The sequence below is a fragment of the Butyrivibrio sp. NATIVEDY162 genome, assembly GCF_045999815.1.
Classification (GTDB): Bacteria; Bacillota; Clostridia; order Lachnospirales; family Lachnospiraceae; genus Butyrivibrio.
Genome location: NZ_CP172573.1, coordinates 2541371 through 2567155, shown reverse-complemented (window position 1 = coordinate 2567155; position 25785 = coordinate 2541371). Strand labels below are relative to the sequence as shown.

Below are 25785 nucleotides of genomic sequence, written 5' to 3'. Positions count from 1 at the left end.
TATGGCTCAATGAGGAGTTTTTTATAACTTTGATATGCTCCATATGCTCAATCTATCTATTTTACAGGTCAAATAAACTCATCTGAGAATATTTCTCCGGCAGGTCATTTATGAAATGAAAACAATCCTCCGGGCTTGACAGAATCCCATTAGCCTTACAGATTTTTCGAAATATCTCAGTCAATTCCCCGGCTTTGGGACTTGGCAGTTCATATGCATTTCCATACTGTTTGATATAGCGTTCTTTCATCCCGGGAAAATGCTTATCAAGTGCTGCATAATAGTATTCTCTGTCGCCATCTCTAAGCGTCAATCCCATTCCAAAATCTATGATGCCCTTTACACCTACACGAACACATTCATTCAGGATGGATGTTATATTTTCCTCCGTATCATTGATGAAAGGCAATATCGGTGTAATCCATACGACTGTTGGAATGCCGCTTTTCTGCATTTCTTCCAGAACTTCTATCCGCCGCTTTGTATTGCAGACATTTGGTTCAAGTATTTTACACAAGTCATCATCATACGTCGTAAGGGTCATCTGTACCACACATTTTGCAGAGCGGTTTATCTCATCCAAAAGGTCAATATCCCGAAGAATACGGTCAGATTTTGTCTGTATCGCCAGCCCAAAGCCATATTGCAGGATAATCTCAAGACATCTCCTTGTAAGTCGCAGTTCTTCCTCAATATGCATATATGGATCTGACATCGAACCCGTACCGATCATACACTTTCGTCTTTTTGATTTCAGTGCCTTTTCCAGGAGCTGCGGGGCATTCTGCTTGACTTCAATATCTTCGAAAGGATGTGTAAACTGATAGCACTTGCTTCTACTGTCACAATAAATGCAGCCATGACTGCATCCGCGGTAGATGTTCATGCCACAGCGCCCTCCATTTGTGGTTAGTATTCCTTTTGCATCGACAAGGTGCATATCAGCTACTTCCTTTCGTTATTCTTCGTCAATCCCACATATTTCTCTTATTGTTCTTCTTATAGGCCTTCGCCCACTTTGAAATTTGCTTTTTCATTGCATGATTGTTGGTATTCTCTCTGCCCAGATTTTTATACAGTTCATACCTTTCCACAGATAATTCCCCGCTTGCGATGGCTGCCTTAATTGCACATCCGGGTTCCGTATCATGCCTGCAATTACTGAATTTGCATCGGCTCTCCAGATTAACGATGTCTGAAAAAGTCTCATCGATTCCATCCTGTACATTTGCCATACCGACTTCACGCATACCCGGAGTATCTATGAGAGTTACACCACTTGGTAATTCGATCAGCTTACGGTATGTGGTTGTGTGTCTTCCCTTACCATCATCTTCTCTTATCTTAGATGTTTTCATGATATCTTCCCCGGTAATGGAATTGATCAGTGTCGATTTCCCTGCGCCGGATGAGCCCATCAGGCATATAGTGGTTCCGGGTGTCATGTACTCTTGTAGTTCCTCATTGCCAATACCGTACAGGGCCGAGATTGCATGGACTCGCACTTTATCTGATATCTGCTCCACTTCACGTACATACCTTCCGGGATTGTTGCAAAGATCTGATTTTGTAAGAATCACAACCGGCTCTGCTCCGCCGGCAATTGCAATACTTACATATCTAGCTATGCGGTTATAGCTATAGTCCTCATTAAGTGATGTGACGATGAAAAGATAATCTACATTAGCTGCCATATATTGCATAACTCCGGTCTTAGCCTGGTCAGGTCTTTGTAATAAGCTTTGTCTCTCACAGACAGAAAGAATTGAGCAGTCTCCCTGCCTGTTATACAAAAATGTCACATAATCACCCACAACAGGGAGTTTATCCGCATCTTTCTCATAAAAGTTTCCTTTCAGCTTTGCAGATAATTCCTGCTCCCAGAACTTTATCTTATAGCTGTTTTTACCGACCTCCGAAACTCTTCCCAGCTTTTCAACATGAAGCCACTGGCAGGAAAGCTTTAACGGTTTGTAATGAGGAAAATGCCTGGTAAATTCTTCTATTTCCTTTTCGTCCTCACACGTTTCAAATATTGGAGCCTCGTAAAAATAGCCGTGGATATCTTCAAAATCATCATTTAGCGGAAGTGCCATAAAAGCATTCGTATTTCCAAATGCAGGGTGATGGATGTCAAAGTGATCACAGGTCTTAAAACCGTGCTTTGGGTAATAATCCGGTTCACCGCAGATCACAATACCTTTATATCCGGCATCCTTTGCTAAAGGCAGAGTTTCTTTTAAAAGAAGCGCTCCTATTCCCATATTGCAGCACGTAGGTTCCACTGCAAGTGGTCCGAATGTCAATACCTCATACACTTCATCGCCATCTACCACCTTGGCCTTGGAATAAAAAATAGCCCCTACTACTTTTCCGTCAAGTTCTGCCACACGGCTAAGCTTTGGCAAATATTCGTCAGCAGTTCGAAGCTTATTTACCAATAAGTGCTCATTGCATCCGGGACCATGCAGGTTCCAGAACGCGCGAAGACTCATAAGCTCAGTGTCATAATAATCTTCTTTTGTTTCTTTTCTGATAATAATATTATTCAATTTTCTGTCTCCCTTTTATCTTAACATAATCAATATTCAAATCAGGCTGATAGTATGGAGACCTTATATAACGGAAACTGCCCAAAAAGAGCAAAAGAAAACCGTGACTAATATGCCACGGTTAATTGTCAAAACATTTATCCCTATAAGATTTAAAGGACAGAAACCGAGGTCATCATACTATTTACATTTACAATCTCTCTTTTAACAACACACATTATGATTACCTCTCTTTCCTTAGTATTTTTATATCTAAATAATTATAGTCATTAATAGATCTTTGCGTCAATGTCTTTTAGAATGATTGTAGTATGATTATTTGCATATGCAATCGATAAACTTCAAATTTGCACGAATAACCTCTATCCCAAATGTGACTATCGTTCAACCAAAGTATCGCACAGCGTAAACACAGTAATAGCGAGGATATTATTCTAAATCACTTCTTGATATAATGTACTAAAAGAAATAAATACCTCGATTATTGTTTTTATTTACGCGAAAGATAAAGTCAAGCAGTGCTTGAGGGAATCTGACTGAGAATGCGCGGAGGGAAAATATGCAAAGAATTGATGAGTTTCCAACACATGAGCTTAACGGGGTTAAATATCGTATAGGCAGGCCTATGCCTTTTGGCGCAGAAGTTGTTTCAGATAACTGCGTGAATTTTTCTATTTATTCCAAAGATGCAACTAAATGTGAGCTGCTTTTATATCATCGTGGTGATAAAAAGCCATACCTGATTCTTGAACTTAAGGATGAGTTCAGATTGGGCAGTGTTTACTCTGTCATGATATTTGATATTGACTGGGAAGAGACAGAGTATGGCTATCGCTTTGATGGGCCTAATGATATAAGTCAGGGCTTTCGTTTCAACCCTTCCAAAATTTTGCTGGATCCTTATGCCAAGCTTGTTTCAGGATGTGATAAATGGCATCAGTACACATATGCGGATTCAGATTTTAAGAGACGCGGTCGTATTATTCGTGAGGACTATAACTGGGAAGGCGACAGACCTCTTGAAATTGCCCCACAGGATCTAGTCATATATGAGATGCATGTCCGAGGCTTTACCAAACATGACTCCAGCGGGGTCAAATACAAGGGAACATATGCCGGCATAGTTGAAAAAATCCCATATCTTAAGAAACTTGGAGTTAATTGTATAGAGCTTTTACCTACATTTGAATTTGAAGAATTCATACCGGGTGTACCGGAAGACTGCTGCAATTATTGGGGTTATGTTACCTGCAACTATTTTTCTCCAAAGACAGGATATGCATATTCCGGGCCACAGGGGCTTGCTGTTGATGAGATGAAGAATATGATAAAAAAGCTTCATCAAAACGGAATAGCAATAGTACTTGACATCGTTTTTAATCATACAGGCGAATATGGAGATGAAGGAGAATACATTTCATTTAGAGGAATCGATAACAGAACCTATTATATTATGAATTCCGACGGAACGTATTCAGATCTGACGGGATGCCGAAATACCGTAAATTGTAACAATCCGATTGTCCGTAATTTTATCATTGATTCTTTAAGATACTGGGTATCTTCTTATCATATAGACGGATTCAGAGTAGATGAAGCACCTATTTTTGTAAGGGGACAGGATGGAGAACCGCTGCTATCACCACCACTTATGGAGTCCCTGGCTGATGATCCGATTTTAAGTCATACTATGCTTATTTCAGAGGGTTGGGATCCATCGGGACTTTCAACAATAGGTAATTTCACTAATACATGGGCAGATTGGAATGCAAGAACAAGAGATGCTATAAAGCGCTTTATTAAAGGCGGAGCAGAGAGTGGCCCGGATATTATAAGATCAATAGAGGGCTCACCTGATATGTTTGCAAACGGAACACCGGCTTCATCGGTAAACTATATTATTTCCCATGATGGTTTTACATTGTACGACACTGTGAGCTATCAACAGACACACAATGAAACTAATGCCTTACCATCACCCATGGACCATGATTATGATAACTGTTCCTGGAACTGTGGTGCAGAAGGAGATACAGATGATAAAGAAATAAATGCGCTTCGAAAGAGGCAGATGAAAAACGCAATGACGATACTTCTTTTAGCTCGCGGAATTCCCATGCTTTTGGCAGGAGATGAATTTGCTAATACCCAGTATGGCAATAATAATGCATTTTCTCAGGATAATGAGATAAGCTGGCTTGATTGGGACAGGCTTAAAAAGTACAAGGACGTTTTCGAGTACGTCAGGCGCCTTATCAGCTTCAGAAAAGAACACCCGGTAATTCGTCGGGAAATATATTACAGTGACTATAATTCCTCAGGGTACCCTGAGCTTTCCTGGCATGGTGTAAAAGCATGGGAAATAGACAGATATCAACCGTTTCTTGTTTTTGGCTTTATGTATGCTGAGCCAAAGGCAGATTTTAAAGTAAAAAATGATTGCTTTATATACTGTGGTATAAATTCCCATTGGGAAGAACACATTTTACAACTTCCAATTATTCCGGAAGGAATGGAGTGGAGAATTGTTCTGTACTCAGGTGATGAAACCGGAAAAATGAAAAATGTGGTATGTAAAGACACTATTAAACTTATGCCTCGTAGCTCAATGGTACTTATAGGCACTTATTGAGTTCAACGATTGTGTCTTTCTTGAGAGTTTGAAACTTTTTCTAAATATGGGTATTCTATGATAATTTAGATTTATGAGGGAGCAATCAGACTGGTTGCTTCCTTTTTCTGACTATATATTTATTAAAGATATAAGTCAATATCAGTTTGTGATTCCTACGCTGCCCCCCGAAAGGCAAATCGCATATAAATAAAAACTCCACCATGTAGAATTCTCAATTATCTTACATGGTGGAGTAAAATGTTATTTATTTACTTGATTTCTTAAACTTACAGGAACGCTTTGAAGCCCCTGCCTTAGTGACCTTTTTTAACGCTTTTTTATAGGCAGCCTTGTTTTTGGCAAGTATAGTAATAACACATTTTTTGTTGCCAATTTTAAGGGCGCCCTTTTTAATGGTATTAACCTTGTTGCCGTTGATTTTAAGAACTGTCAATCCCTTACATTTGCTAATTGCGTTCGCGCCGATTGTCTCTACAGCTGTTTCAGACAGATCAAGCTTTTTCAGCTTTACAGCTCCGCTGAATGCTCTATCTCCAATAGAAACCACATTTTTTCCAACCGTCAGGTTGGTAAGTTTTTTATTCTTGAAAAATGCTTTGTCAGCAATAGCTGTAACCTTAAAATTATTAGAATTAAATGAAACTGTATCCGGCACGGTGACAGAATTCATATTTGTGTCTTTAGGCTTTACAAACATTGCTGTGTCATTGCCGGTTACTTTGTAGACCGATCCTTCTGAATCGGTAAAAATGGTATCTATTGCAATGTTGTTGCCGGTTTCTTTGTTATCGTTTCCTTCGGATTCGGTAACAGGAGCATCTGTTTCTGTCTTTACAGAAATAAGGGTAAGTTTAAATGTATAGTCACCGGTAGCTCCCTTTCTTTTCCATACTTTAAGATAATAAGTTCCCGGATCAAGTTCATCAGTATCTCCATCAAAAACATTTACATTTGAAGACATATTGCTTGAACTATCCCAAATTTCACTTCCTGATGAATTGTAAATTGAATAACCCAAAGAATCTGTATTACTTTTTACATATAAATGAGGTGTGCCTTTTGTAGTCACTGCAAACTTATAATAGTCATCACTCTCATTAACCGCCATCTGGCCCTTGTAGTCAGTTCCAAGAATAATCTCATCAGCTTCGTCAATAGTATCATTGGTATGTGTTAATGATTCATTAACGCCTTCTGTCTCATTGGAAGAAGTCAGAGTATTGCTGAAATTATATATTCCATGCTTGTTGTTATCTGCCCAAAAACATACATAGTAGGTTCCAGCTAAAAGGTCATAGCTTTTATTTAGTCTCAAGTCGCCTGAATTAACATAGCCACCATCACTTAAAAGTTCAGAACCATTTTCCAGGTTTATAGTCCAATGGAGATTAGAAAGGTCAGAAGTATTTACAACAAACTTCATTCTAACGGACTCAGGAAGTGTCAGTTTGTAATAATCGTACTTATCACCTGCTGCAAGCATACCTATAACATTCTGTCCTGGCTCTATTGAACTGGCATATTCCATAATATCATTATTATATCCGTCAAATTCTTCTTCAAATGTTTCATTTGATGATTTAAAGCTTATGTTTCTCATTTTGTACTTTAAATCAAACATATCTGCTAACTTGTATACTTCAAAATGATATGTTCCTTTATTCAATGAATACTTAAGAGACTTGATGTCATTTGTCCATAAACTAGTAACAGTTGCTCCAGTATTTGTAGGCAGCTCATTATTATACATATCTTTTAGTACAATATACGTTCCGGCATCTCTATCGAAATTAAAACCAGCGGATTGTATACATTCAATAACTACTGAAACCTGTCCCGAAGTTGGAATACTGAATTCATAAGAATCTGTTCCTTGGCCCTTTAAGTTGTCAATAACACCCGTTCTAAACGGATGCTGCTCATCGAGCACAAAGGTTTTGGAATTAGGTCCTTTTTCCAAGGCCTTAGCACTCAGCCCCAGTGAAAATAACAGACAAACACACACAGCCATGCTTGCAATTGAAACAATTACTTTCTTCATACGCCCTCCCTATTTAATTATCTGAGTCTTCAGTTCTGACTGATATATTATACATCCCTTATTTTTAGCGAGCAACAACTCGATGTGACTAGGCGCGGCAAGAAGAAAAAATAGTGCAATGGCGCAGGAATAGTCCCTGTGAAAGGAGTATCGATACAATTAAATTCTTAACTGGGCTGAAATAGTTTCGCCTGGTTTTATCATGCTATCATCATCCGTAATTATTTGCCTTTCTTCTTTGCCACTATGAGATATCTGTGAATAGTACCTTCTACAAAACCATTCTTGTCAATTGCTTCCTGTATTTCAAGTAATTTATCAAAGCATTTTTCAACAGCGAATCCCGGAAATTCCCATTCAATGATGTGCGCAAACCACACAAATGCTCCTACATCGTAGAACCTGATTGGTTTAAATACTTCTTCAGCTCTTATTATCTCAAAGCCTGCTTCTTCAAACTTCCTTCTCTGAATTGACAATTCAAGTTCTGGGAAAGGTGCAGGTACATCCGGTAGAACCATCTCAACAAGATCTCTGTCGTTCTTGCTTCCTACCTGCTGTGTAATAAAAAGCCCTTCCGGCTTGAGAAGTCTATGTGCTTCCACAGGATCAAAGCTTCCATGCCTGTTTATCATTATGTCAAAAGAGCTGTCAGCAAAAGGGATATTTGACTCATCATCGCAAGGTCTAAAATCAATCCCAAAGGGTAAGAGAACCTCCTTACACAATTCAACATTAGGGGCATATCCTTCAGTAGCAGCAGTGTTCTTGTATGGGTGTTTCAAAGATAATAAAAACTCGCCACCACCTGTATCAAAATCCAATAGTTTCATATCAGGAAGAAGAAACTCCTCAATTATCTTTTTGTAGTCCCATGGGAGGTCATCCTCCTCTTCATATCTGTCATGTATATGAGAAAAATCCCAACCATGTATATGAGCTATCTTCTCCTCTGCTTCCCACTCTTTTCTTAATTCTGTTATTCTATCTGTATTCATATCTGCTCCTTTTTCAAATAATTGTTAGTTGTTATTATTTGTTCGGTGCAGTATGTGACAGCAATAAACTTCCATTAACCTCGGCACAACCTGCTGTCAGCATTAAAACTGCACCGAGTAGTTATCTCGTGTTCTCATGATTACCTCCCATGTGACCTCAGCTTATCCTGCTTGTCACAACAAAAAAAATTTTACACAAGGCTGGAAACGCGCGCAATCTTCCTTGCATAATTCAAGCACTCTCCAGCATATCCCCTCTTGCGATACTCAGCATGAGTTACAACAATTTCTACGAATGCATATGGTCTTACATCTCTTGTAAGGTTCGGAATTATCACGCATACACAGGAAGAAACTATCTTTCCATCAATCTCATTAACAATAATGTGGTGATTCGAATCACCCATAATCTACGATAGGCAGGCGATGTATACATATTCATGATATAAGCCTTTTCACCGCTTGGATTGTGGTAAGTAGGCATGACTTTGAAATAGCTCACACCTCCGGCACCTACAAATTTATCTCTGTCGAACACCAAATAAGCAGTATGCGTATTATCAGTAAGTGCCGTGGAATAATAATCTCTGGATTGTCGCTCCACTTATGACATATCTACACTTGCATCCAGCTTATTTGCAGCCCTGAGAACTTCTATTCTTGTAGTAACAAGTATATCCAGATCTTCGATTGTTGCCTTTTTTAAATCCATTTTGTAACCTTTCCTACTGTTTAAATACCACTGTTCATCACATCAAACATCCCAAGTATGAGCAAATAACCCACAAAGCATACGCCAAACATAAAGGGTATTCCCGTCACAATACCCGGAATAAGGACCAATATCTTTTTTGATCGTTCCTTAATACCATAAGCTGACAGCATGAACAAACAACTCGCTATCATAGGAATAAATCCTATTCCCAGCATTATTATGTTTCTCTCAAATTCTGTGAAAGGAATCATGGCATTAGGATTACTTACTGTACTCCCACCGATAATTGCGCTAAGTCCAAAGAAAAGCACGCAGCCAATTCCTATCGTGTATATTACAGTAGCTATAATCTTTTTATTCATATTTACCTCTCATCCGTCACAAAATACTTAACCTCATTTACCGGATGTAACAATTCTGTCCTGAAAAATTCCGGATAGTATTTAATCGGGTCATCCGGAGCAATCCACTTGAGAAATTCTTCGTGGTCATCCTCAGTGAAGATACCGGACTCCGGTTCATAGTCCTTCGGGACCTTCATATAATAGAAGAAAGATATCTCATATATCAGTTTCCCCAAATTGCCTTCCGCATCACCATAAAAATAGTTCTCATGAACGAATCCAAGTCTGTCTACTTCCATTCTTATGCCAGTCTCTTCATACACTTCGCGGATAACCGCTTCCTCAGCAGTCTCTCCGAATTTTATCCTGCCACCTACAGAGTACAAATACTCCGGTCTAATATTGTTCCCCACCATAAGAAATTTTCCATCCTTCAGAATAATTGCTCCTACTCTGATGTTAATAAGTCCGTTCTCACACGACACTGTCATGTCTTTACTCATATTCAATTATTCCCCTTCCCTAACAAAACTTAGTAATACTATTTCAGAAAAATAGGTGAAAAATCCTCAGGCTACCGATGCCATCTCCTCATTGATAAGATCTTCGTTTTCAGCCATCGCCCTAAGTGTCATCTGAAGAAGCTTATCAAGTTCCCATCCAAGCTGGTCAGCTCCGCGCTCTATCACTTCCCTTGAGCACCCTGCAGCAAAACCCTTACTCTTATACTTTTTCTTTAGTGACTTAAGTTCCATGTCCTTAGTACTCTTGGATGGTCTCATGAGTGCTGCTGCCCATACAAGACCAGTAAGCTCATCTGCAGCGAAAAGGACCTTCTCCATCTCATGAACAGGCTCTACATCTATGGTCACGCCGCATCCCACAGTGATTCCATAGCCATGTGAACAAACAGCGTGTATGATATCCTCGCTGACTCCGCCTTCTCTCAAAAGCTCCGGTGCCTTAAGGCAGTGTTCCTCAGGATAAAGCTCAAAGTCTATATCGTGAAGGAGTCCGACTATTCCCCAATACTCCGCATCATCGCCATATCCAAGTTCTTTTGCATACCACTTCATTACCGCTTCTACAGTCAACGAATGTTGGATATGAAATGGATCTTTATTGTACTTTTTTAGTAAATCAAATGCTTCATCTCTTGTAATCATACCTACCTCCTGTTTTATACATTTTTGTTCATTCATCTGTCCTGTCAGATCTAAGAATTGCATACCAGCTTGAATCATTAATCCCCTGATTGTTGATATCTGAACTGCGCAGAGTGCCTTCATACTTCATTCCACATTTCTTCATTACCATTCCGGAATGTGGGTTATTAACATCATGCCTTGACTCAATACGATTAGCTTCCACATTATCAAAAAAGAAATCTATAACGGCTTTTAAAGCTTCAGTCATAATTCCCTGATGCCACCAGGCTCTGCCAATACAATAACCGATGTGTATCATATTTATGTTATCCTGCATGCCAACGGCGGATATACTTCCAATTGGTTCATTTATCTCTTTTAAAACAATGGCCCACTGATAATACTTTTCATCCTTATACGAATCCACCCACTGCCTCACAATGTTCTTTGTAACATCAACATTTCCATGAGGCGGCCATGTCAGAAATTTCGTAACTTCTTCATCATTTGCCCAATTCTTGAACATAGGGTCGGCATCTTCTATTTTGAATTGCCGCAGTATCAGTCTTTTAGTCTCTATTGTCTTTGTCCCGCAATGATTCATTTCTGTGTCCTCGCATTTTCATTATTTTATTCCTCTATAAAACTATCCTGTAACACATTTCCTCTGTTCCAAGTGCCGGTTGCTTATACTCCGTAGCTTCGAATCCAACAGACTCATAAAAAGCTCTCGCGGGTTTATTATCTGTAAACACCCACAGGATCACCTCTTTATAACCGGCACTTGTAATATCCGATAGTACTCTTTCCATCATCTGTTTGCCATAGCCCTTATATCGGTTTTCAGGCAAGCTATGTATAGCTATCAGTTCTGCTTTACCTTCAAACATTTCGTCTCTGGCTGCATCCCAATATGCCAGACAATGCGGCTTTTCATCAACAAAAAGCAGATAACCGTTCCCCTTATCGTTATCCAGAAGACTCTTATACATTGAAGTTGCTTTATTTATATCTGTGCATTTTCTAAGTATATCCGGATCAACAATCTCTTTAAAGGCTGTTTTCCAACTCTCAGTTTGTAAAAATGCCAATGTGCTTTCATCGCCTCGCTGCACCCTACGAATCGTTACTCTCATCTTTTTCATCCTCAAGAAATCCTCTGAAGAATCCCGGTAATATCCGCACCGGGATGATTTTTCATACAGTTATGGATAATTATACCTATGAAAACGGCAGGGCACAATTCAAAGGTAACCAAGGTTAAGGCTCCTAAAAAGAAGAAAGCAGAGGTAACTTTTAAGGCAGTAGATGGTGTAAATGGATACCAGATTGAGTATTCTACAGATAAAAACTTCAAGAAGAATGTAAAATCAAAAACCTTCAAGATTGAAAAGACACAGGATGCAGGTAACAATAAGAGAAAATAATACCAGAACCAAAACACTTGTCGAATATTCCGCTTTTTTAAAAATAGGCGCACTCATATCATACATAATACTGTGCCTGTGCATTCCAAAGTTTGAAATACTGACCATCTGTTTCTTCTACCAGCTTAGAGTGTGCGCCCTTTTGCACGATTTGTCCCTGATCAAAAACTGTTATTTCATCGCAGAACTGACAGGATGACAACCTATGACTGATATATATGGCTGTTTTATTTTCGACCATATTACTGAAGTCTTCATAAACCTGTGCCTCAGCCAAAGGATCAAGTGCTGCCGTAGGCTCATCAAGAATAATCATAGGCGTACCTTTGTAAAGAGCTCTGGCCAAAGCAATCTTTTGTGCTTCTCCTCCTGATACTTCCACTCCGTTTTCCGAGATATCTTTATACAAATATGTATCAGGTCCATTCTCCATAGACTGATATCTTTCGTAAAAAGATACTTTTTTCATACACTCTTCAAGCTTCTCTTTATCGTAACTTGTATACGCTGCGATATTCTGCCCCAAAGTAAATGCAAAAAGTTTAAAGTCCTGAAAAACAAATGAGAAGAGTTTTAAGTATTCTTCATAATCGTACTTCTTAATATCAATACCGTTTAGGAGTATCTCTCCTTCCGTCGGATCATACAATCTGCAAAGCAGTTTGACAAAAGTAGTTTTGCCGGCACCGTTCGTTCCTACAAACGCCTGCTTTTTCCCTATACTTAGTTTTGTATTTATGTTCTTTAAAGCATATGTATCACTTCCCGGATATTTGAAGGAAACATTTTTAAATTCAATACTATAATCATTCTCACCATTGTCACAAAAATAGTCTTTGGGAACCGGTAATTTCCCCTGATACTTATTATTGGGAATATCAAGATATTCAAACAGTTTTTCCAAATGCCTTGTATATACTTTGTTTTCAGAATAAATCCATGTGAGCAAACCCACGCATCCCATAAGTTCAGTAAGTGCACCTACGTACTGCACAATACTTCCAACATCAAAAGCTCCCGTAGAAGCTTTGGCAACCACGAACAAGTAGCATAATGCGTTACAGATTCCCTGAGCAAAATAGAGCCGTCCCTGACAAAAACTCATTTTTCTAAGGAATGCATTATCACTTCGGTTATGCTCCTCCATTTTTTTCATTTCTCTGTCAGCGATTTTTTCCTGGCCATAAATTCGTACATCCTTCGCTCTTGCAGTACTGTTATATAGCTCATGTCCATAAAACATAAAGGCTCTGTTATACCATACCGTTCCCTTGGTCCACTGCTCAAAAACCACATTTTCTTTGTGTGTCAGGTAGTTGTTAATAAACCCAAAAAAGACGAGCACGATAATGATTCCCAGTACCCAAAGCTTAGAATCTGTAATACTGTCCCCCGACTTTGACATAAAAAGAGAAGCTGTCAAGGAGATGGAAGCAACAATTCCAACTATTACTTTTACAAGGCTCGTTGTATCCCAGATGAGCTGCCCTAACCCATTTCCAAACATAAACAGATTTTCTTCTGCTTTCTGCCTCATTTTCTGAATGTCTTTATTTTCAAGAATGGCGTAGTCCATGCTCATTTGTTTATCTGAGAAGATCTTATTAAAGTAATTCCACATTCCGGATTCTTTGTCATTGACGATCTTATCCATTATGTCCTTTATCATGGAGAACAACAAATGAATTCCTATTACCAAAATTACATAAAGGATAAGTACATTCTGTCTTCTGTCATTCAATAGTTCATTGATAATTCTTGCAGAAAACCAGACTGTTACAAACGGAGAAAGGGTTTCGAGCACAGCTGCGATTGTTTTTGCCCTGACAAGCCCCGGTACATATTTATTTAAAAGAGCATAACCGCGTTTGGTTATCTCAATTCTCTTTTGAATCTTCATCGGTGCTCTCCTTTCCTTCTCTATAATATTTAGCCTGAGTTTCAAACAGCTTGCTGTATTTGCCTCCTTTTTTAAGAAGCTGGTCGTGAGTCCTTCTTCCACAATCTTTCCGTTTTCTATAAGCAAAATACGATTGCAGAATCGTGTAGATGCTAATCTGTGAGAAATAAACACTGTAGTTTTATTCTTCATGATTTCATCGTATGACTCATATAAATTGTTCTCCGCTATGGGATCCAATGCTGCTGTCGGCTCATCCAATATAACAACAGGTGTCTGTTTATACAGCGCTCTAGCCAGCAAAAGCTTCTGCTTTTCTCCACCGGACAGATTGATACCATCATCCCAAAATGCCCTGTCAAACTTGGTCTTGATTCCATTATCCAGTGCCGATATCTTCTCCCACAGCCCCGCCTGTTTTAAGCATTTTTCCACTAAATCAGAATCCACATTTTCTTCAGTTTCTTCCGCTACTATTTCTTCTATTGTTACCGGCAAAATAGAATAATCCTGAAAAACAGCACCAAAGAGTTTATAGTACTGAATTCGGTTAAGTTCTTTTACGTCAGTTCCATTGTACAATACCCGGCCTTTGGTAGGGTCTGTCAATCCACAGATGAGCTTAGCAAGCGTCGTCTTTCCCGCACCATTTAATCCAACAATTGCAAGGTGCTCTCCGGCTTTTATATTAAGGTTCATATCCTTGATAATAGCTTCACCGTCATCAGTATAGCTAAAGCTAACATTTTCAAAGGTTATCACTCCCGGAGCATCGGTTTTCTCGACAGGAATTCCATCTTCCCTTTTATAGTACTCAGGATACTCCAGATAAGAACGGAAACGGTTCATTGCCATGCTTAGTCTTTTAAGATTATTCATCTGTCCAAGAATACTGCTAAGCCACACTGAAAAACCGGCAACCAGATTGAAATACAAAACAAACTCAGCTACAGTTATCTGATTTTTGCTTTAGCTTCGGCACTTGTTAGATCAAGTTCATCCATATCTAACTTAACATTGACATGATGCTTTGCCTCATGAAGTTTGGACAATAAACATACCGTCTCCACATGAACAGTGTTTGGAAACATATCGCAGGCCCGAATTTTCTTAAGTTCATATCCGCCATCCACCAAAATTTTTAGATCTCTTGCCAGGGTTGCAGAATCACAGCTTACATAAACAATTCTCTTTGGCTGCATTTTCAGCATGGTATCAAGGCAGTTTATATCGCACCCCTTGCGAGGAGGATCAACTACTATAACATCAGGATGAAGAGCCCTGTCTCTATCTGTGTCTTCATTTGATTCAGAATTTTCAGTAGCGGTTTTTAATTTGCCATCATAATAATCCGGAAGCACTTCCTCTGCTTTTCCAACAAAAAAAGTAGCATTTTCTATGCCATTGCTTAGCGCATTTTCTTTGGCATTATCAATTGCCTGTGGAATCACCTCTACTCCATAGACATGTCCTGCCTTCTTTGCCATGGAGAGGCTGATTGTTCCAATTCCGCAATAAAGATCCCAAACGGTCTCATTGCCTTTAAGATCCGCATAGGAAACTGCTGTATTATACAGTTTCTCTGTCTGTACCGGATTCACCTGATAGAATGAAAGCGGAGATATTCTAAAATCGATTCCACAAAGTCTGTCGGTTATATAATCATCTCCCCAGAGTGTAATAAGCTCCTTTCCAAGAATGACATTGGTTTTTTCGTTGTTGATGTTGACAGAAATACTCTTAACTCCATTAATAGAATTTAGTCTATTAATTAGTTCCTGCTGCCCATTAATGTATTCTTTATCCTCATATCTCCTGTTTTTACCTGCATTTTTCTTTTTGCCGGTATCTGAAGTATTATTGATAACCAGGCAAACCATTATTTCTCCACTGGTAAATCCCTTGCGAATTAATACATGGCGGAGAAGTCCCTTGCCTGTTGTCTCATCATAGGCTCTGAGACCATGTTTTTTCATGTGATCAAGAATAATATTCAGTATATCCTTGTTTTCCTTAACCCCAAGATAACAATCCTCCACCGGTATTATGGCGTGGGTTCTTCCCGCATAAAAGCCTGCTATGGGATTACCATTTTTGTCAGTTCCAATAGGAAACTGGGCTTTATTTCTATATCTAAAATGGGACGGAGCATCCTTCTCTTCAAATTTTCCTTTGTCGCTGTCAGTCTCCTCCATCCCAATTATGGTCTCCATTATGCTATCTATAAACTCAGCATCAAAACCACCAAGTCTCACTATGTTATTTCTGACTTTATTGTTCTTGAAATCAAGCTGTTTTTTATAATCAAGATTCTGAATCTGGCATCCGCCACAGGCTCTTGAAACAGGACATATTGGTTCTACTCTGTATTCAGAAGCCTCTATGATCTCGTCTAAATGGGCATAGGCATAATTTTTCTTGCTCTTCATTATGCTGACCTTCACATGATCACCTATAACCGCATCCTTAATAAAAAGGGTATAGCCGTCTACCTTGCCAATACCCTCTCCGTCATTACCTATATCCTCTATTTTTACTGTCAGAACATCGCCCTTATTATATGCGAATTTCTCATTGTTTTTCTTTGCCACTATGCGCTCCTACCTATAGATTAGTATCATCATTTTTATTTATTGTCTTCCATTGAAGTCTGTGCAGTTCCCCTTCTTCTTCCATCCCCGGGAAATCGTTTTGCCTTAGTGCCTCATACAGAACTATTGCTACAGAATTAGATAAATTAAGTGATCTGATGTCATGTCCCATAGGAATTCTGATACAGTCTTCTTCATTATCAACCAATATCTCCTCGGGGATTCCGGCGCTTTCCTTCCCAAACATGATGTAGTCATCAATTCCAAACTTCACCTCAGTGTAAGATCTTTTCGCCTTCGTGGTTGCAAGCCACACCTTTGCTCCGGGATGCTTTTCCTTAAACTCTTCATAATTGGTATATCTGGTGTAATCAAGCTTGTCCCAATAATCCATTCCTGCTCTTTTTAAATCCTTACCATGAAGAGCAAAGCCCAGGGGCTCAATCAGATGAAGTGAGCTTCCGGTAGCGACACAGGTTCTTCCTATATTTCCCGTATTCTGTGGTATTTCCGGCTGATGTAAAACTATATGCATTAATTAATTCTCCTAATTTTTTATACTTCGTCGCTATCCATTGATGCGGCCTTTGGTATTGAAAATATGAATTCCGTGCCTACTCCCACGGTTGAAATACAATTAATATTTTCTCCGTGTGCCTTAATTATTTCTTTTACTATGGATAAGCCAAGTCCTGTACCTTTCTTATCCTTTCCTCTTGAAGAATCAGATTTATAAAATCTCTCAAAGACCATTTTCTGATCTTCTTTTGGAATTCCTATTCCACTGTCCTTTACTGAAACAAATACCTTGCTCTTTTTTTCTGTTGTCTCAATTTTGATCACTGAGTCATGATGGCTGAATTTAATAGCGTTATCCAGAAGGTTGTATAAAACCTGCTGAATCTTACTCATGTCTGCATTTACAAGCATTTTATCGTCTGTAAGGACCAGCTCTATAGCAATTTTCTTTTCCAGACAGGTCATCTCAAAGGATGCCGCAGTATTTCTTATTACCTGATTTATATCAAAATCTGCTTTTTCAAGAAGCATGCCCTTGGCATTAAGGTTGTTAAGAGTAAGAAGTCCGTTGGTAAGTTTGGTCAGTCGCTCGGTTTCATTGAGCACTATCCCAAGGTACTTCTCATGCATTTCCTGAGGGATCGTCCCATCAAGCATGGCCTCAATATATCCTCTGATTGAGGTTAGCGGTGACCTGAAATCATGTGAAACATTGGCTACAAATTTTTTCTGATCATCCTCCTGTCTTGCAATCTCGCCTGCCATGTACGACAGCGAAGCTGCAAGGTATCCCATCTCGTCCTCAGACTCAACCGAGAACTCATAGTCCATATTTCCCGCCGCATATTCCTCTGTTGCCTGGGTAATTCTCCTGAGTGGAATATAAACCAGCTCAGTAAAGAATATTAAGATAATAAGTGATAGGAGAAACATAACTATAAGCATCAAGTATGAAATATTTAAAAATTCATCCGCTCTCTTCCTTATCTGGCTCATGGGTGTATGGATAATTACGTAAGCCTGCACCTTATAATCTGCTGTTATTGGCGCAAACACAGACAAAACATCCTCTTCAAAATTGTTCCAGAAGGTTCCTATTGTATAATAAGTACCTGCTGTTACCGCAGGGTCGAATCCTTCAACCTTTATTTCTTCTCCCTGCGCTATGACATTTGATGAATCAAGCACAAGTCGGCCCGATGGATTAACAATCCATATTCTGGCCCCATCCATGTACTGTGATAGAGCATAGAGCTGCCTCTGCACCGTATCCAGTGATGTCTCGCTATTATACAGATCAGCTGCATAGGTATTTGCTATCTGAGTCGCCTCAGCATATAGACTCTCCGCCTTTTCTCTCCTGCAATGCTCAACTGTCATATTGGAAACAAAAGTAGCCACCATGATAAAGCCGAATATGGCAAACAAAAGATATGCAATTAGGAATTTTAAATATAGTGTCCTTTTCATAACAAATAACATTATAGCATAAAATATGGGCAGGACCTTTAGTCCTGCCCATATATATAAGATTATGGAGCGTTTCTTTACTTTTGGCCGAGTGCAGCGCCTATTGCGCTCAAAAGCTGCTCCATCTCTCCCTCTTTTAACATGCCGAATGACATAAGTGATTTAAGTGGCATAAATCTCATCATTGCCTGCATCATCTCATCACCAACCGCCTCATTTGGATCTCCGAAGGGTGAATCCTCGGCTGCCTTTTTCATCATCTCATCAACTATTGGCTTAGTTGCAGGGTTTGCCATGAGTTCCCCTATGGTAATTGATGAATCACATCTCATGGGTCTGACTTTCTTTGTCTCGAAGCAAATCTCCTCTCTAAGAGTAATGTTATCGCTTGAATTACCTACAAGAAGTTCATATTTACCTGTAGGTGCAAACCAATCGCCCATACTCTCGTCAAAATATGATAACGATCTGGCATCAATTTCCATCTCCACAGTCCTGGTCTCTCCGGGTGCTACCTCTACCTTGGCAAAACCTTTAAGTTCTTTAACCGGTCTGTCAAAGGTTCCGTTCAAATCTCCAACATAAAGCTGAACTACCTCTTTTCCAGCAACCTTACCGGTATTGGTAACATCAACGCATACCTTTATGGTTGAGTCATCTGTCATCTTATCGGTTGAAAGTCTCATATTGGAAAGCTCAAAAGTTGTATATGAAAGTCCATGTCCAAAAGCCCATCTTACAGGCATCATCTTCTTATCATAGTAGCGATAGCCAACATATACGTCCTCTGCATAGTGGCATTTCTCAGGATCTGTATTAAAGTTAAGATATGAAGGATTATCCTGAACTCTTATGGGGAAGGTCTCAGCCAGATGTCCACTGGGGTTCTTTTCTCCATAAAGGAGCTGATCTGTAGCTTCTCCTACGCCCTGTCCGGCAAGATACATTTCCAAAATTGCTGCAACATCATCAGCCCAGGGTGTCTCAACCGGACTTCCATTATGAAGTACAACTACGGTATTCTCATTAACAGCAGCCACTGCCTCTATAAGTTCATTTTGTGCAGCAGGCATATTCATGTTTTCGCGGTCATAGCCCTCAGACTCAATTACATCAGGAAGTCCTGCAAAAATTACTACTGCATCAGCGCCTTTTGCCGCTGCAACTGCCTTATCAAGTTCAGACTTGTCAAGTGGCTCATTCTTTTGTCCGGGGAATCCCATTACATACTCAACATTTCTGCCCTTTGCTTTTGCAGATTCCAATGCGCTTGTCACCTTAGACGAATTAATATGGCTAGATCCACCGCCCTGATATCTGGGACTTTCAGCATATTCACCTATATAAACAATCTTCTTTGCAGGATCAAGTGGAAGAATGCCGTTATTTTCAAGTAAAACTCCACACTCAACAGCTACCTTCACAGCCTTTTCATGGTCTGCATCACGATCAAATACAACGCCATCCTTTTTGTTATCAAGATAGTCATAAACAACTGTAAGTATTCTTTCACATGCTCTGTCTACAAGCTTTTCATCAAGACTTCCATCCTTAACTGCTGCCACAATCTTCGCGTCATTAACAGAAGAATCTCCCGGCATCTCAAGCTCAAGCCCCGCTCTCACTCCCTGTACTCTGTCATTTACAGCACCCCAGTCTGTCATTACGAAGCCTTCAAATCCCCAGTCTTCTCTAAGAACCTTATTAAGAAGCCATTCGTTGTCTGCAGAATATGTGCCATTAATTTTGTTATATGAACACATAACTGTCTTGGGCTGCGACTCCTTAACTGCTATTTCAAATGGCGGGAAGTATATTTCACGCATTGCTCTCTCTGAAACCTCAGATGAATTGCTCATTCTGAAGTATTCCTGATTATTAAGTGCAAAATGCTTGATACTTGTACCGATATGGCGACTCTGAACACCATTAATGTAAGCTGCTGCCATCTTGCCTGCAAGATATGGATCCTCTGAAAAATACTCAAAATTTCTTCCACAAAGAGGACTTCTCTTGATGTTGACTGCAGGGCCTAATACTATGGAAAGATTCTCAGCCTGGCACTCATCACCTATGGCTTCTCCCATTTTATTTATCATATCTGTATCAAAGCTTGATGCCGTTGCACAAGCTGCAGGGAAACATACAGCTTTAATACTGTCATTTATGCCAAGATGATCTCCCTCCTCATCCTGTTTACGAAGGCCATGAGGTCCGTCAGACATCATAAACTTCGGAATCCCAAGCCTTTCAACTGCTTTTGTATGCCAGAAATCCGCACCACCAAGAAGTCCGGCTTTTTCTTCAAGTGTCATCTCTGAAACCAATTTTTTAACATCCGTTGCCATTTTTTCACCCTTTCTAAAATTGTTTTGCGATACTATAAATATAGTATTATCCATAAGCGAGTGATATAATAAATCACATGTAAATATATGATTTCACAGATAAAATTTATATACATTATAAGGGTTCTACCATGAAAAATAACGACATAAACAATACTGATTCACCCCCTATTTTACAGGACTATCTGTCAAATACAGACATTAATGATCCACAGACTTTACAGAAAAATCTGGATTTTCTGGAAAAAACCATAAGAGATGATTACAAAGAAATCATCTCCTCTATTGATGATCACCTTTTCATGACCCAGGACACTCCGGGGGCTGATACCGGAACCAGACGAATTCAGGAGAAAGCTCTGTATTACTATGTTTCATCCGGAGATATTCTTCGCATAGATGAAATAGTTGCTTCAACCGTATATGACACTGAGAGAACGCCACGCCCCGATAGTACAGTATACGGAGATGTCTCTGAGGATCCTATTCTCTATTCCAAATATATGCTCATAGCAAGCGTCACTCTTGCCACCAGAGCCGCAATAGATGGTGGTCTTGCTGAGCATATTGCTTACGCCATAAGCGATGGCTTTCTTCGTCACATGGATAAGCTTACAGATATCCAAAAGATAAACCTGCTAAGTAACAAGGCGCTCCGTACGCTCACTTATGCAGTTCATGACTACAATTACAGAAACTGCAGTCTTATCACAAAGACCTGCTGTGACTATATTTTGCGCCATCTTCATGATGACATACGCATAAAAACCTTAGCAGATCTCACTCACAGATCGCCCAACTATATATCCGATCTGTTTCAAAAAGAGCTTTCGGTCAGACCTACCGTTTTTATTCGCAACAAAAAACTCGAATATTCAAAAGTTATGCTTGAAACAACAGAACTCCCTGTTAGTGCAGTTTCAGATCTTCTGGCTTTTCCGTCTACCAGTAGCTTCATAACTTATTTTAAAAATAAATACGGAACCACGCCCCTACAATATCGTAGTAAGGGCCATAGCTCCGTATAACATATTTCTGTTTAATTTAAGATACCTCAAATTTGTATCCTATTCCCCATATAGTGGCTATTCTCCAGTTCTGGTGATCTTTTATCTTCTCGCGAAGTCTTTTTATATGTACATCCACCGTTCTGGTGTCACCGACATACTCATATCCCCATATCTGGTCGAGCAGCTGCTCTCTGGTGAATACTCTATTGGGCGATGATGCAAGGAAATATAAAAGTTCCAACTCCTTTGGAGGCATATCTATTCTTGATCCCTGATAATTTACCGAATAGTTAGTCATATTTATCTCGAGATCCTGATATTTTACCACCTTGTCATCTGAAGTATCCTGTTCAGGAACAACCGGCTTGTATCTTCTAAGTACAGCCTTAACTCTCGCAACCAGCTCCTTTGAGTCAAAAGGCTTCTCCATATAGTCATCGGCCCCCATCTCAAGTCCTAAAACCTTATCAAAGACTTCTCCCTTGGCAGACAGCATTATTATTGGAGTTTGAGACTTAGTTCTGAGCTCTCTGCAGACCTGATATCCATCAATACCGGGAAGCATAAGATCAAGCAACACCAGATTTGGTGAAAATGTATCAAATGCTGCCAGCGCAGACTCTCCATCCCCTACAATGAGTGTATCAAAGCACTCCTTTACGAGATAGAGCGATATGAGCTCTGCAATGTTGCTATCATCATCAACTATTAATATTTTCTGTTTTGCTACCATAAATCCCTCATTTTATTTTATAAATGTCACAATAGTAACACCTGAATCACCTTCACCGAATTCACCAAGCTTAAATGACTTAACATATGGTGCTGCCTTTAGATGGTCGTGTACAGCCTGTCTTAATATTCCCGCACCCTTACCATGAACTATTCTCACAGAGGGCAGATGTGAAACGTAAGCACTGTCCAAATATTTATCCAATTCCATAATGGCATCGGCGCTATTTAATCCGATAAGGTTAAGCTCGGTTTTAATGTTTCTGGCCCCGGACAGATCCATCTTATGCTGCCCGTAGAACTTTTTCATCTGCTCCTTGCCGTTTTCCTCTTTCACAAGCTCAAGATCATCAATATGCGCTCTCGATTTCATGATACCACACTGAACCATTACATTCCCGTCTTTATCAGGCTTGGAACTTATAGTTCCCTTCATTCCCATAGAAATAATTCTCACACTATCCCCAAGATGAATCTGTGTGGGCTTAAGCTTCTTATGACTGCCACCTGACGGCTTATTCTTGATGCTAAGCTTCTGATTCTTGTCGGATATCTTTTTATTAACACTCTGCCTTGCTCTCTCAAGCTCCTGCATCGGAATTCCGGCTTCCGCCCTGCGCATGGTCCTGATAGTCTCATCCGCAGTATCTTTTGCCTCCTGCAAAATAGCTCTTGCTTCCTCATGTGCTTCGCGCAGTATCTTTTCCTTGGATTCATCAAGCTTGTTTTGCTTATTCTTTAGTTCTTCCTTGAGCTTTTCTACTTCTTTGCGGTATTTCTCAATTTCCAGACGCTCATTTTCTATCGTGACTCTGCTATTCTCAAGATCTGTCAGAAGATCCTCAAACTTTTTGTTGTCCTGACTTATCTGCTCACCTGCAGCATCTATTATTTCCTGAGAAAGCCCCAGCCTTTTTGAAATAGCAAAGGCATTACTTTTTCCGGGAACACCAATAAGTAGTCTGTAAGTTGGTCTTAAGGATTCTACATCAAATTCACAGCTGGCGTTCTGTATTCCCTCAGTAGTTAATGCGTACACCTTAAGCTCACTGTAGTGAGTTGTGGCCATAGTGCGAATTCCGCGCTCATGCAGATGATTAAGAATTGATATAGCCAGAGCTGCACCCTCTGTAGGATCAGTTCCCGCTCCCAGCTCATCAAACAGACAAAGCGAATTTTCGTCTGCATTTTCCAGTATCTGTACAGTATTGGTCATATGTGATGAAAAAGTTGAAAGACTCTGCTCAATACTCTGTTCATCACCAATGTCTGCATATATCTCATTAAATACTGACAATTCAGACCTGTCACCTGCAGGTATGGCAAGACCCGCCTGTCCCATTAATGTAAGAAGGCCTACTGTTTTCAGCGTAACCGTCTTACCTCCGGTATTAGGTCCGGTAATAATTACCATGTCAAAATCCTTGCCTGCATACACATCTATAGGCACGGCTTTTTTCTTATCAAGAAGAGGATGTCGCCCCTTTATTATGTTGAAATAATGCCGTTCATTAAAAATCGGCGTTATTGCATTCTGTGAAAGCGCAAGAGAAGCTTTTGCAAAAACAAAGTCCAGCTCCGTCATTATCTTCGCGTTGTCTGACAGCGCAGTTAGATAACTTCCCACTTCCTCAGATATTCTGGCCAGAATAACCTCTATCTCTGCCTTCTCCATACCCGCAAGCTCTCGAAGCTTATTATTCAGTTCCACAATAACAGCAGGCTCTATGAAAAGTGTGGAGCCTGTGGATGACTGATCATGGACAATTCCGTTAACCTGACTCTTGTACTCTGCCTTAACAGGTATGCAGTAGCGGTCTCCACGCATTGTAACAACCGCCTCCTGGAGATATGAACGAAGTGATCCGTTTACCATTTTCCCCAGCTGATCATGAATCCTGTCTCCGGTTATCTGTATATCTCTCCTGATATGTCTTAGGGCCGGGCTTGCATCGGATGATATCTCATCCTCAGAAATTATGCAGCGCCTTATCTCTGCCGCAACAGGAGTAAGTGGTTCAAGTCCTTCAAAAAAGTCACTCAGAATATCTCTGCTTTCTTCCTCCTTATCAGATCTTCCGTAGCTCTTCACCCTGTTAACATTATCCAAAAAGCCTGCTATGTTAAGAAGCTGAGGCGCATCCAAGGAACTCCCTATCTTCAGAGCTTTAAGGTACCCTGATATGTCTCTGTTACTTCCAAAAGAAACAGAACCCTTTTTAAAAACTCTTGAAATGGCAGCCTCAGTTTTTTGCTGATTCTTCAATATCTCCCGTAATTCAGAAGATGGCAAAAGCTCCCTGCACATCTTTTTTCCGGGTTCTGAAGTAGCATGTTCTGACAGCTGCTCAATAATTTTATCGTACTCAAGTACGTGTAATACTTTTTTATTCATTACGATTCAACCCTGGTATCGAAAAGGTTGCTCTCCATTAATCTGTTAAATCCGAGCCAACCCACTTCATTTGTATTATTTAGTATCTCTGTAAAAGTTTCGAGCTTGGCATCTGTATTGTCTGCGAGATGAAGAGCCATTGCCTCTATTATCGCAGGCATTTTGGGTGAGCCGTACTCATATTTTCCATGATGTGACAATATACAATGCTGCAGTTCCTGCTTAAGAAGTACAGGAAAATCAGTGATATCCTTAATCTTTTCCGCAACCATTTCACTTCCCATCACAATATGTCCAAGGAACTGTCCCTCATCTGTATAATCATTCATGGGAAAGAGTGAGAGTTCACGCGTTTTTCCTATATCGTGACAGATAGCAGCCGTAATCAGCAGATCCCTGTTAAGTGCAGGATATGCCTTTGAAAAGTAGTCACACATCTTTGTCACACTAAGTGTATGCTCCAACAGTCCGCCTACAAATCCATGATGTACTGACTTTGCAGCAGATGACTTACGAAAAGCTTTTATAAATTCTTCATCCTTTACAAAAAATGCATCAAGCAAAGCTCTGAGATATTTGTTTCCAACTGTACCTATTAATCCCAAAAGCTCCTTGTACATCTCGTCATTATTCTTGGAGGACACAGGAAGATAAAGTGATTCGTCATACTCTCCTTCGTGGCAAAGGCGCGCTCTTTTGATATTTACCTGGAGAGCACCATTAAAACTGGTAACTTCACCATATACATCTATGTAATCAAGTGAGTCAAAGTCATCTATTCCTTCACTGTTCGGTTCCCATACCTTGGCGTCAACAGTTCCGGTCTTATCCTGCAACGTCACGGAGTAATAGGTCTTTCCGTTTTTTGTCGTAGCTGCCTGTATGTGCTTACAAAAATATATATCTGCAACTCTGTCTCCTGAATTAAAATCTTTGATAAATTTCATTTATTTCATAACT

At 39.8% G+C, this 25785-nt stretch carries 21 protein-coding genes and 1 pseudogene; 3 read left to right on the top strand and 19 right to left on the bottom strand.

All coding sequences use genetic code 11. The features are described from left to right. Positions 1-61: 61 nt before the first annotated feature. Together ACHCNF_RS11115 and rsgA are read right to left on the bottom strand one after the other, a co-directional pair. Entirely contained in the window at positions 62-940 is an 879-nt protein-coding gene (locus tag ACHCNF_RS11115; protein ID WP_408069856.1) for an SPL family radical SAM protein, read from the bottom strand. A 28-nt stretch (positions 941-968) separates the two neighbouring features. Then, positions 969-2552 carry a ribosome small subunit-dependent GTPase A gene (gene rsgA, locus ACHCNF_RS11110; RefSeq protein WP_408069855.1) on the bottom strand — a complete coding sequence of 528 codons (1584 nt, stop codon included), beginning with the start codon at positions 2550-2552 and terminating at the stop codon, positions 969-971. A 559-nt stretch (positions 2553-3111) separates the two neighbouring features. Here rsgA and ACHCNF_RS11105 point away from each other — a divergent pair. Beyond that, the gene (locus ACHCNF_RS11105; RefSeq protein ID WP_408069854.1) at positions 3112-5184 is read left to right on the top strand and encodes a glycogen debranching protein; all 2073 of its coding nucleotides are present in this window, start codon (positions 3112-3114) and stop codon (positions 5182-5184) included. Between the two features lie 247 nt (positions 5185-5431). Here the strand turns inward: ACHCNF_RS11105 and ACHCNF_RS11100 are convergent, their stop codons facing one another. From ACHCNF_RS11100 to ACHCNF_RS11060, 9 genes and pseudogenes are all read right to left on the bottom strand, one after another. Beyond that, positions 5432-7228: a leucine-rich repeat protein gene (locus ACHCNF_RS11100; protein ID WP_408069853.1), complete on the bottom strand. Its 1797-nt coding sequence runs from the start codon at positions 7226-7228 to the stop codon at positions 5432-5434. Positions 7229-7449: 221 nt separating this feature from the next. Then, the gene (locus ACHCNF_RS11095) at positions 7450-8226 is read right to left on the bottom strand and encodes a methyltransferase domain-containing protein (protein WP_408069852.1); all 777 of its coding nucleotides are present in this window, start codon (positions 8224-8226) and stop codon (positions 7450-7452) included. A 191-nt stretch (positions 8227-8417) separates the two neighbouring features. Beyond that, a complete protein-coding gene (locus tag ACHCNF_RS11090) occupies positions 8418-8633 on the bottom strand; it encodes a GNAT family N-acetyltransferase (protein ID WP_408069851.1) in 216 nt (71 codons plus the stop codon). After that, positions 8597-8938 (bottom strand): annotated as a pseudogene (locus ACHCNF_RS11085) (GNAT family N-acetyltransferase); the annotation flags it as partial. The gene ACHCNF_RS11090 and the pseudogene ACHCNF_RS11085, both read right to left, overlap by 37 nt. 20 nt (positions 8939-8958) lie before the next feature. Beyond that, positions 8959-9303: a hypothetical protein gene (locus ACHCNF_RS11080; RefSeq protein ID WP_408069850.1), complete on the bottom strand. Its 345-nt coding sequence runs from the start codon at positions 9301-9303 to the stop codon at positions 8959-8961. 2 nt (positions 9304-9305) lie between these two features. Further along, positions 9306-9788, bottom strand: coding sequence for an NUDIX hydrolase (locus ACHCNF_RS11075; protein WP_408069849.1), 483 nt, complete (start codon positions 9786-9788; stop codon positions 9306-9308). A 66-nt stretch (positions 9789-9854) separates the two neighbouring features. Beyond that, on the bottom strand, positions 9855-10451 hold the full coding sequence (locus tag ACHCNF_RS11070) for an HD domain-containing protein (protein WP_408069848.1): 597 nt from the start codon (positions 10449-10451) through the stop codon (positions 9855-9857). A 28-nt stretch (positions 10452-10479) separates the two neighbouring features. Beyond that, positions 10480-11037, bottom strand: coding sequence for a GNAT family N-acetyltransferase (locus ACHCNF_RS11065; RefSeq protein WP_408069847.1), 558 nt, complete (start codon positions 11035-11037; stop codon positions 10480-10482). Between the two features lie 34 nt (positions 11038-11071). Next, complete coding sequence (locus ACHCNF_RS11060; protein ID WP_408069846.1) at positions 11072-11578, bottom strand: GNAT family N-acetyltransferase; 507 nt, start codon at positions 11576-11578, stop codon at positions 11072-11074. 78 nt (positions 11579-11656) lie between these two features. On the opposite strand from ACHCNF_RS11060, the gene ACHCNF_RS11055 reads away from it, so the two are divergent. Then, positions 11657-11860: a hypothetical protein gene (locus ACHCNF_RS11055; protein ID WP_408069845.1), complete on the top strand. Its 204-nt coding sequence runs from the start codon at positions 11657-11659 to the stop codon at positions 11858-11860. A gap of 58 nt (positions 11861-11918) precedes the next feature. Here the strand turns inward: ACHCNF_RS11055 and ACHCNF_RS11050 are convergent, their stop codons facing one another. The 5 genes from ACHCNF_RS11050 to ACHCNF_RS11030 form a co-directional block, all read right to left on the bottom strand. Then, positions 11919-14696 carry an ATP-binding cassette domain-containing protein gene (locus ACHCNF_RS11050; RefSeq protein ID WP_408069844.1) on the bottom strand — a complete coding sequence of 926 codons (2778 nt, stop codon included), beginning with the start codon at positions 14694-14696 and terminating at the stop codon, positions 11919-11921. A gap of 17 nt (positions 14697-14713) precedes the next feature. Continuing rightward, positions 14714-16351 carry a 23S rRNA (uracil(1939)-C(5))-methyltransferase RlmD gene (gene rlmD / locus ACHCNF_RS11045; protein ID WP_408069843.1) on the bottom strand — a complete coding sequence of 546 codons (1638 nt, stop codon included), beginning with the start codon at positions 16349-16351 and terminating at the stop codon, positions 14714-14716. A 13-nt stretch (positions 16352-16364) separates the two neighbouring features. Continuing rightward, positions 16365-16886 (bottom strand): tRNA (cytidine(34)-2'-O)-methyltransferase, encoded by a 522-nt coding sequence (locus ACHCNF_RS11040; RefSeq protein WP_408069842.1) that lies wholly within the window; start codon positions 16884-16886, stop codon positions 16365-16367. 20 nt (positions 16887-16906) lie between these two features. Then, the gene (locus tag ACHCNF_RS11035) at positions 16907-18340 is read right to left on the bottom strand and encodes a sensor histidine kinase (RefSeq protein WP_408069841.1); all 1434 of its coding nucleotides are present in this window, start codon (positions 18338-18340) and stop codon (positions 16907-16909) included. Positions 18341-18417: 77 nt separating this feature from the next. Next, positions 18418-20688 (bottom strand): glycoside hydrolase family 3 C-terminal domain-containing protein, encoded by a 2271-nt coding sequence (locus ACHCNF_RS11030; RefSeq protein WP_408069840.1) that lies wholly within the window; start codon positions 20686-20688, stop codon positions 18418-18420. A 131-nt stretch (positions 20689-20819) separates the two neighbouring features. Here ACHCNF_RS11030 and ACHCNF_RS11025 point away from each other — a divergent pair, with 131 nt between their 5' ends. Beyond that, positions 20820-21716, top strand: a complete 897-nt coding sequence (locus ACHCNF_RS11025) for a helix-turn-helix transcriptional regulator (protein ID WP_408069839.1) — start codon at positions 20820-20822, stop codon at positions 21714-21716. A 16-nt stretch (positions 21717-21732) separates the two neighbouring features. Here the strand turns inward: ACHCNF_RS11025 and ACHCNF_RS11020 are convergent, their stop codons facing one another. The 3 genes from ACHCNF_RS11020 to ACHCNF_RS11010 are packed head-to-tail and all read right to left on the bottom strand — an operon-like array spanning position 21733 to position 25772. Then, the gene (locus ACHCNF_RS11020; protein ID WP_408069838.1) at positions 21733-22431 is read right to left on the bottom strand and encodes a response regulator; all 699 of its coding nucleotides are present in this window, start codon (positions 22429-22431) and stop codon (positions 21733-21735) included. Positions 22432-22443: 12 nt separating this feature from the next. Next, the gene (locus tag ACHCNF_RS11015) at positions 22444-24825 is read right to left on the bottom strand and encodes an endonuclease MutS2 (RefSeq protein WP_408069837.1); all 2382 of its coding nucleotides are present in this window, start codon (positions 24823-24825) and stop codon (positions 22444-22446) included. Next, positions 24825-25772 (bottom strand): 3'-5' exoribonuclease YhaM family protein, encoded by a 948-nt coding sequence (locus ACHCNF_RS11010; RefSeq protein ID WP_408069836.1) that lies wholly within the window; start codon positions 25770-25772, stop codon positions 24825-24827. The genes ACHCNF_RS11015 and ACHCNF_RS11010 overlap by 1 nt, the downstream gene beginning before the upstream one ends. Positions 25773-25785 lie beyond the last annotated feature (13 nt).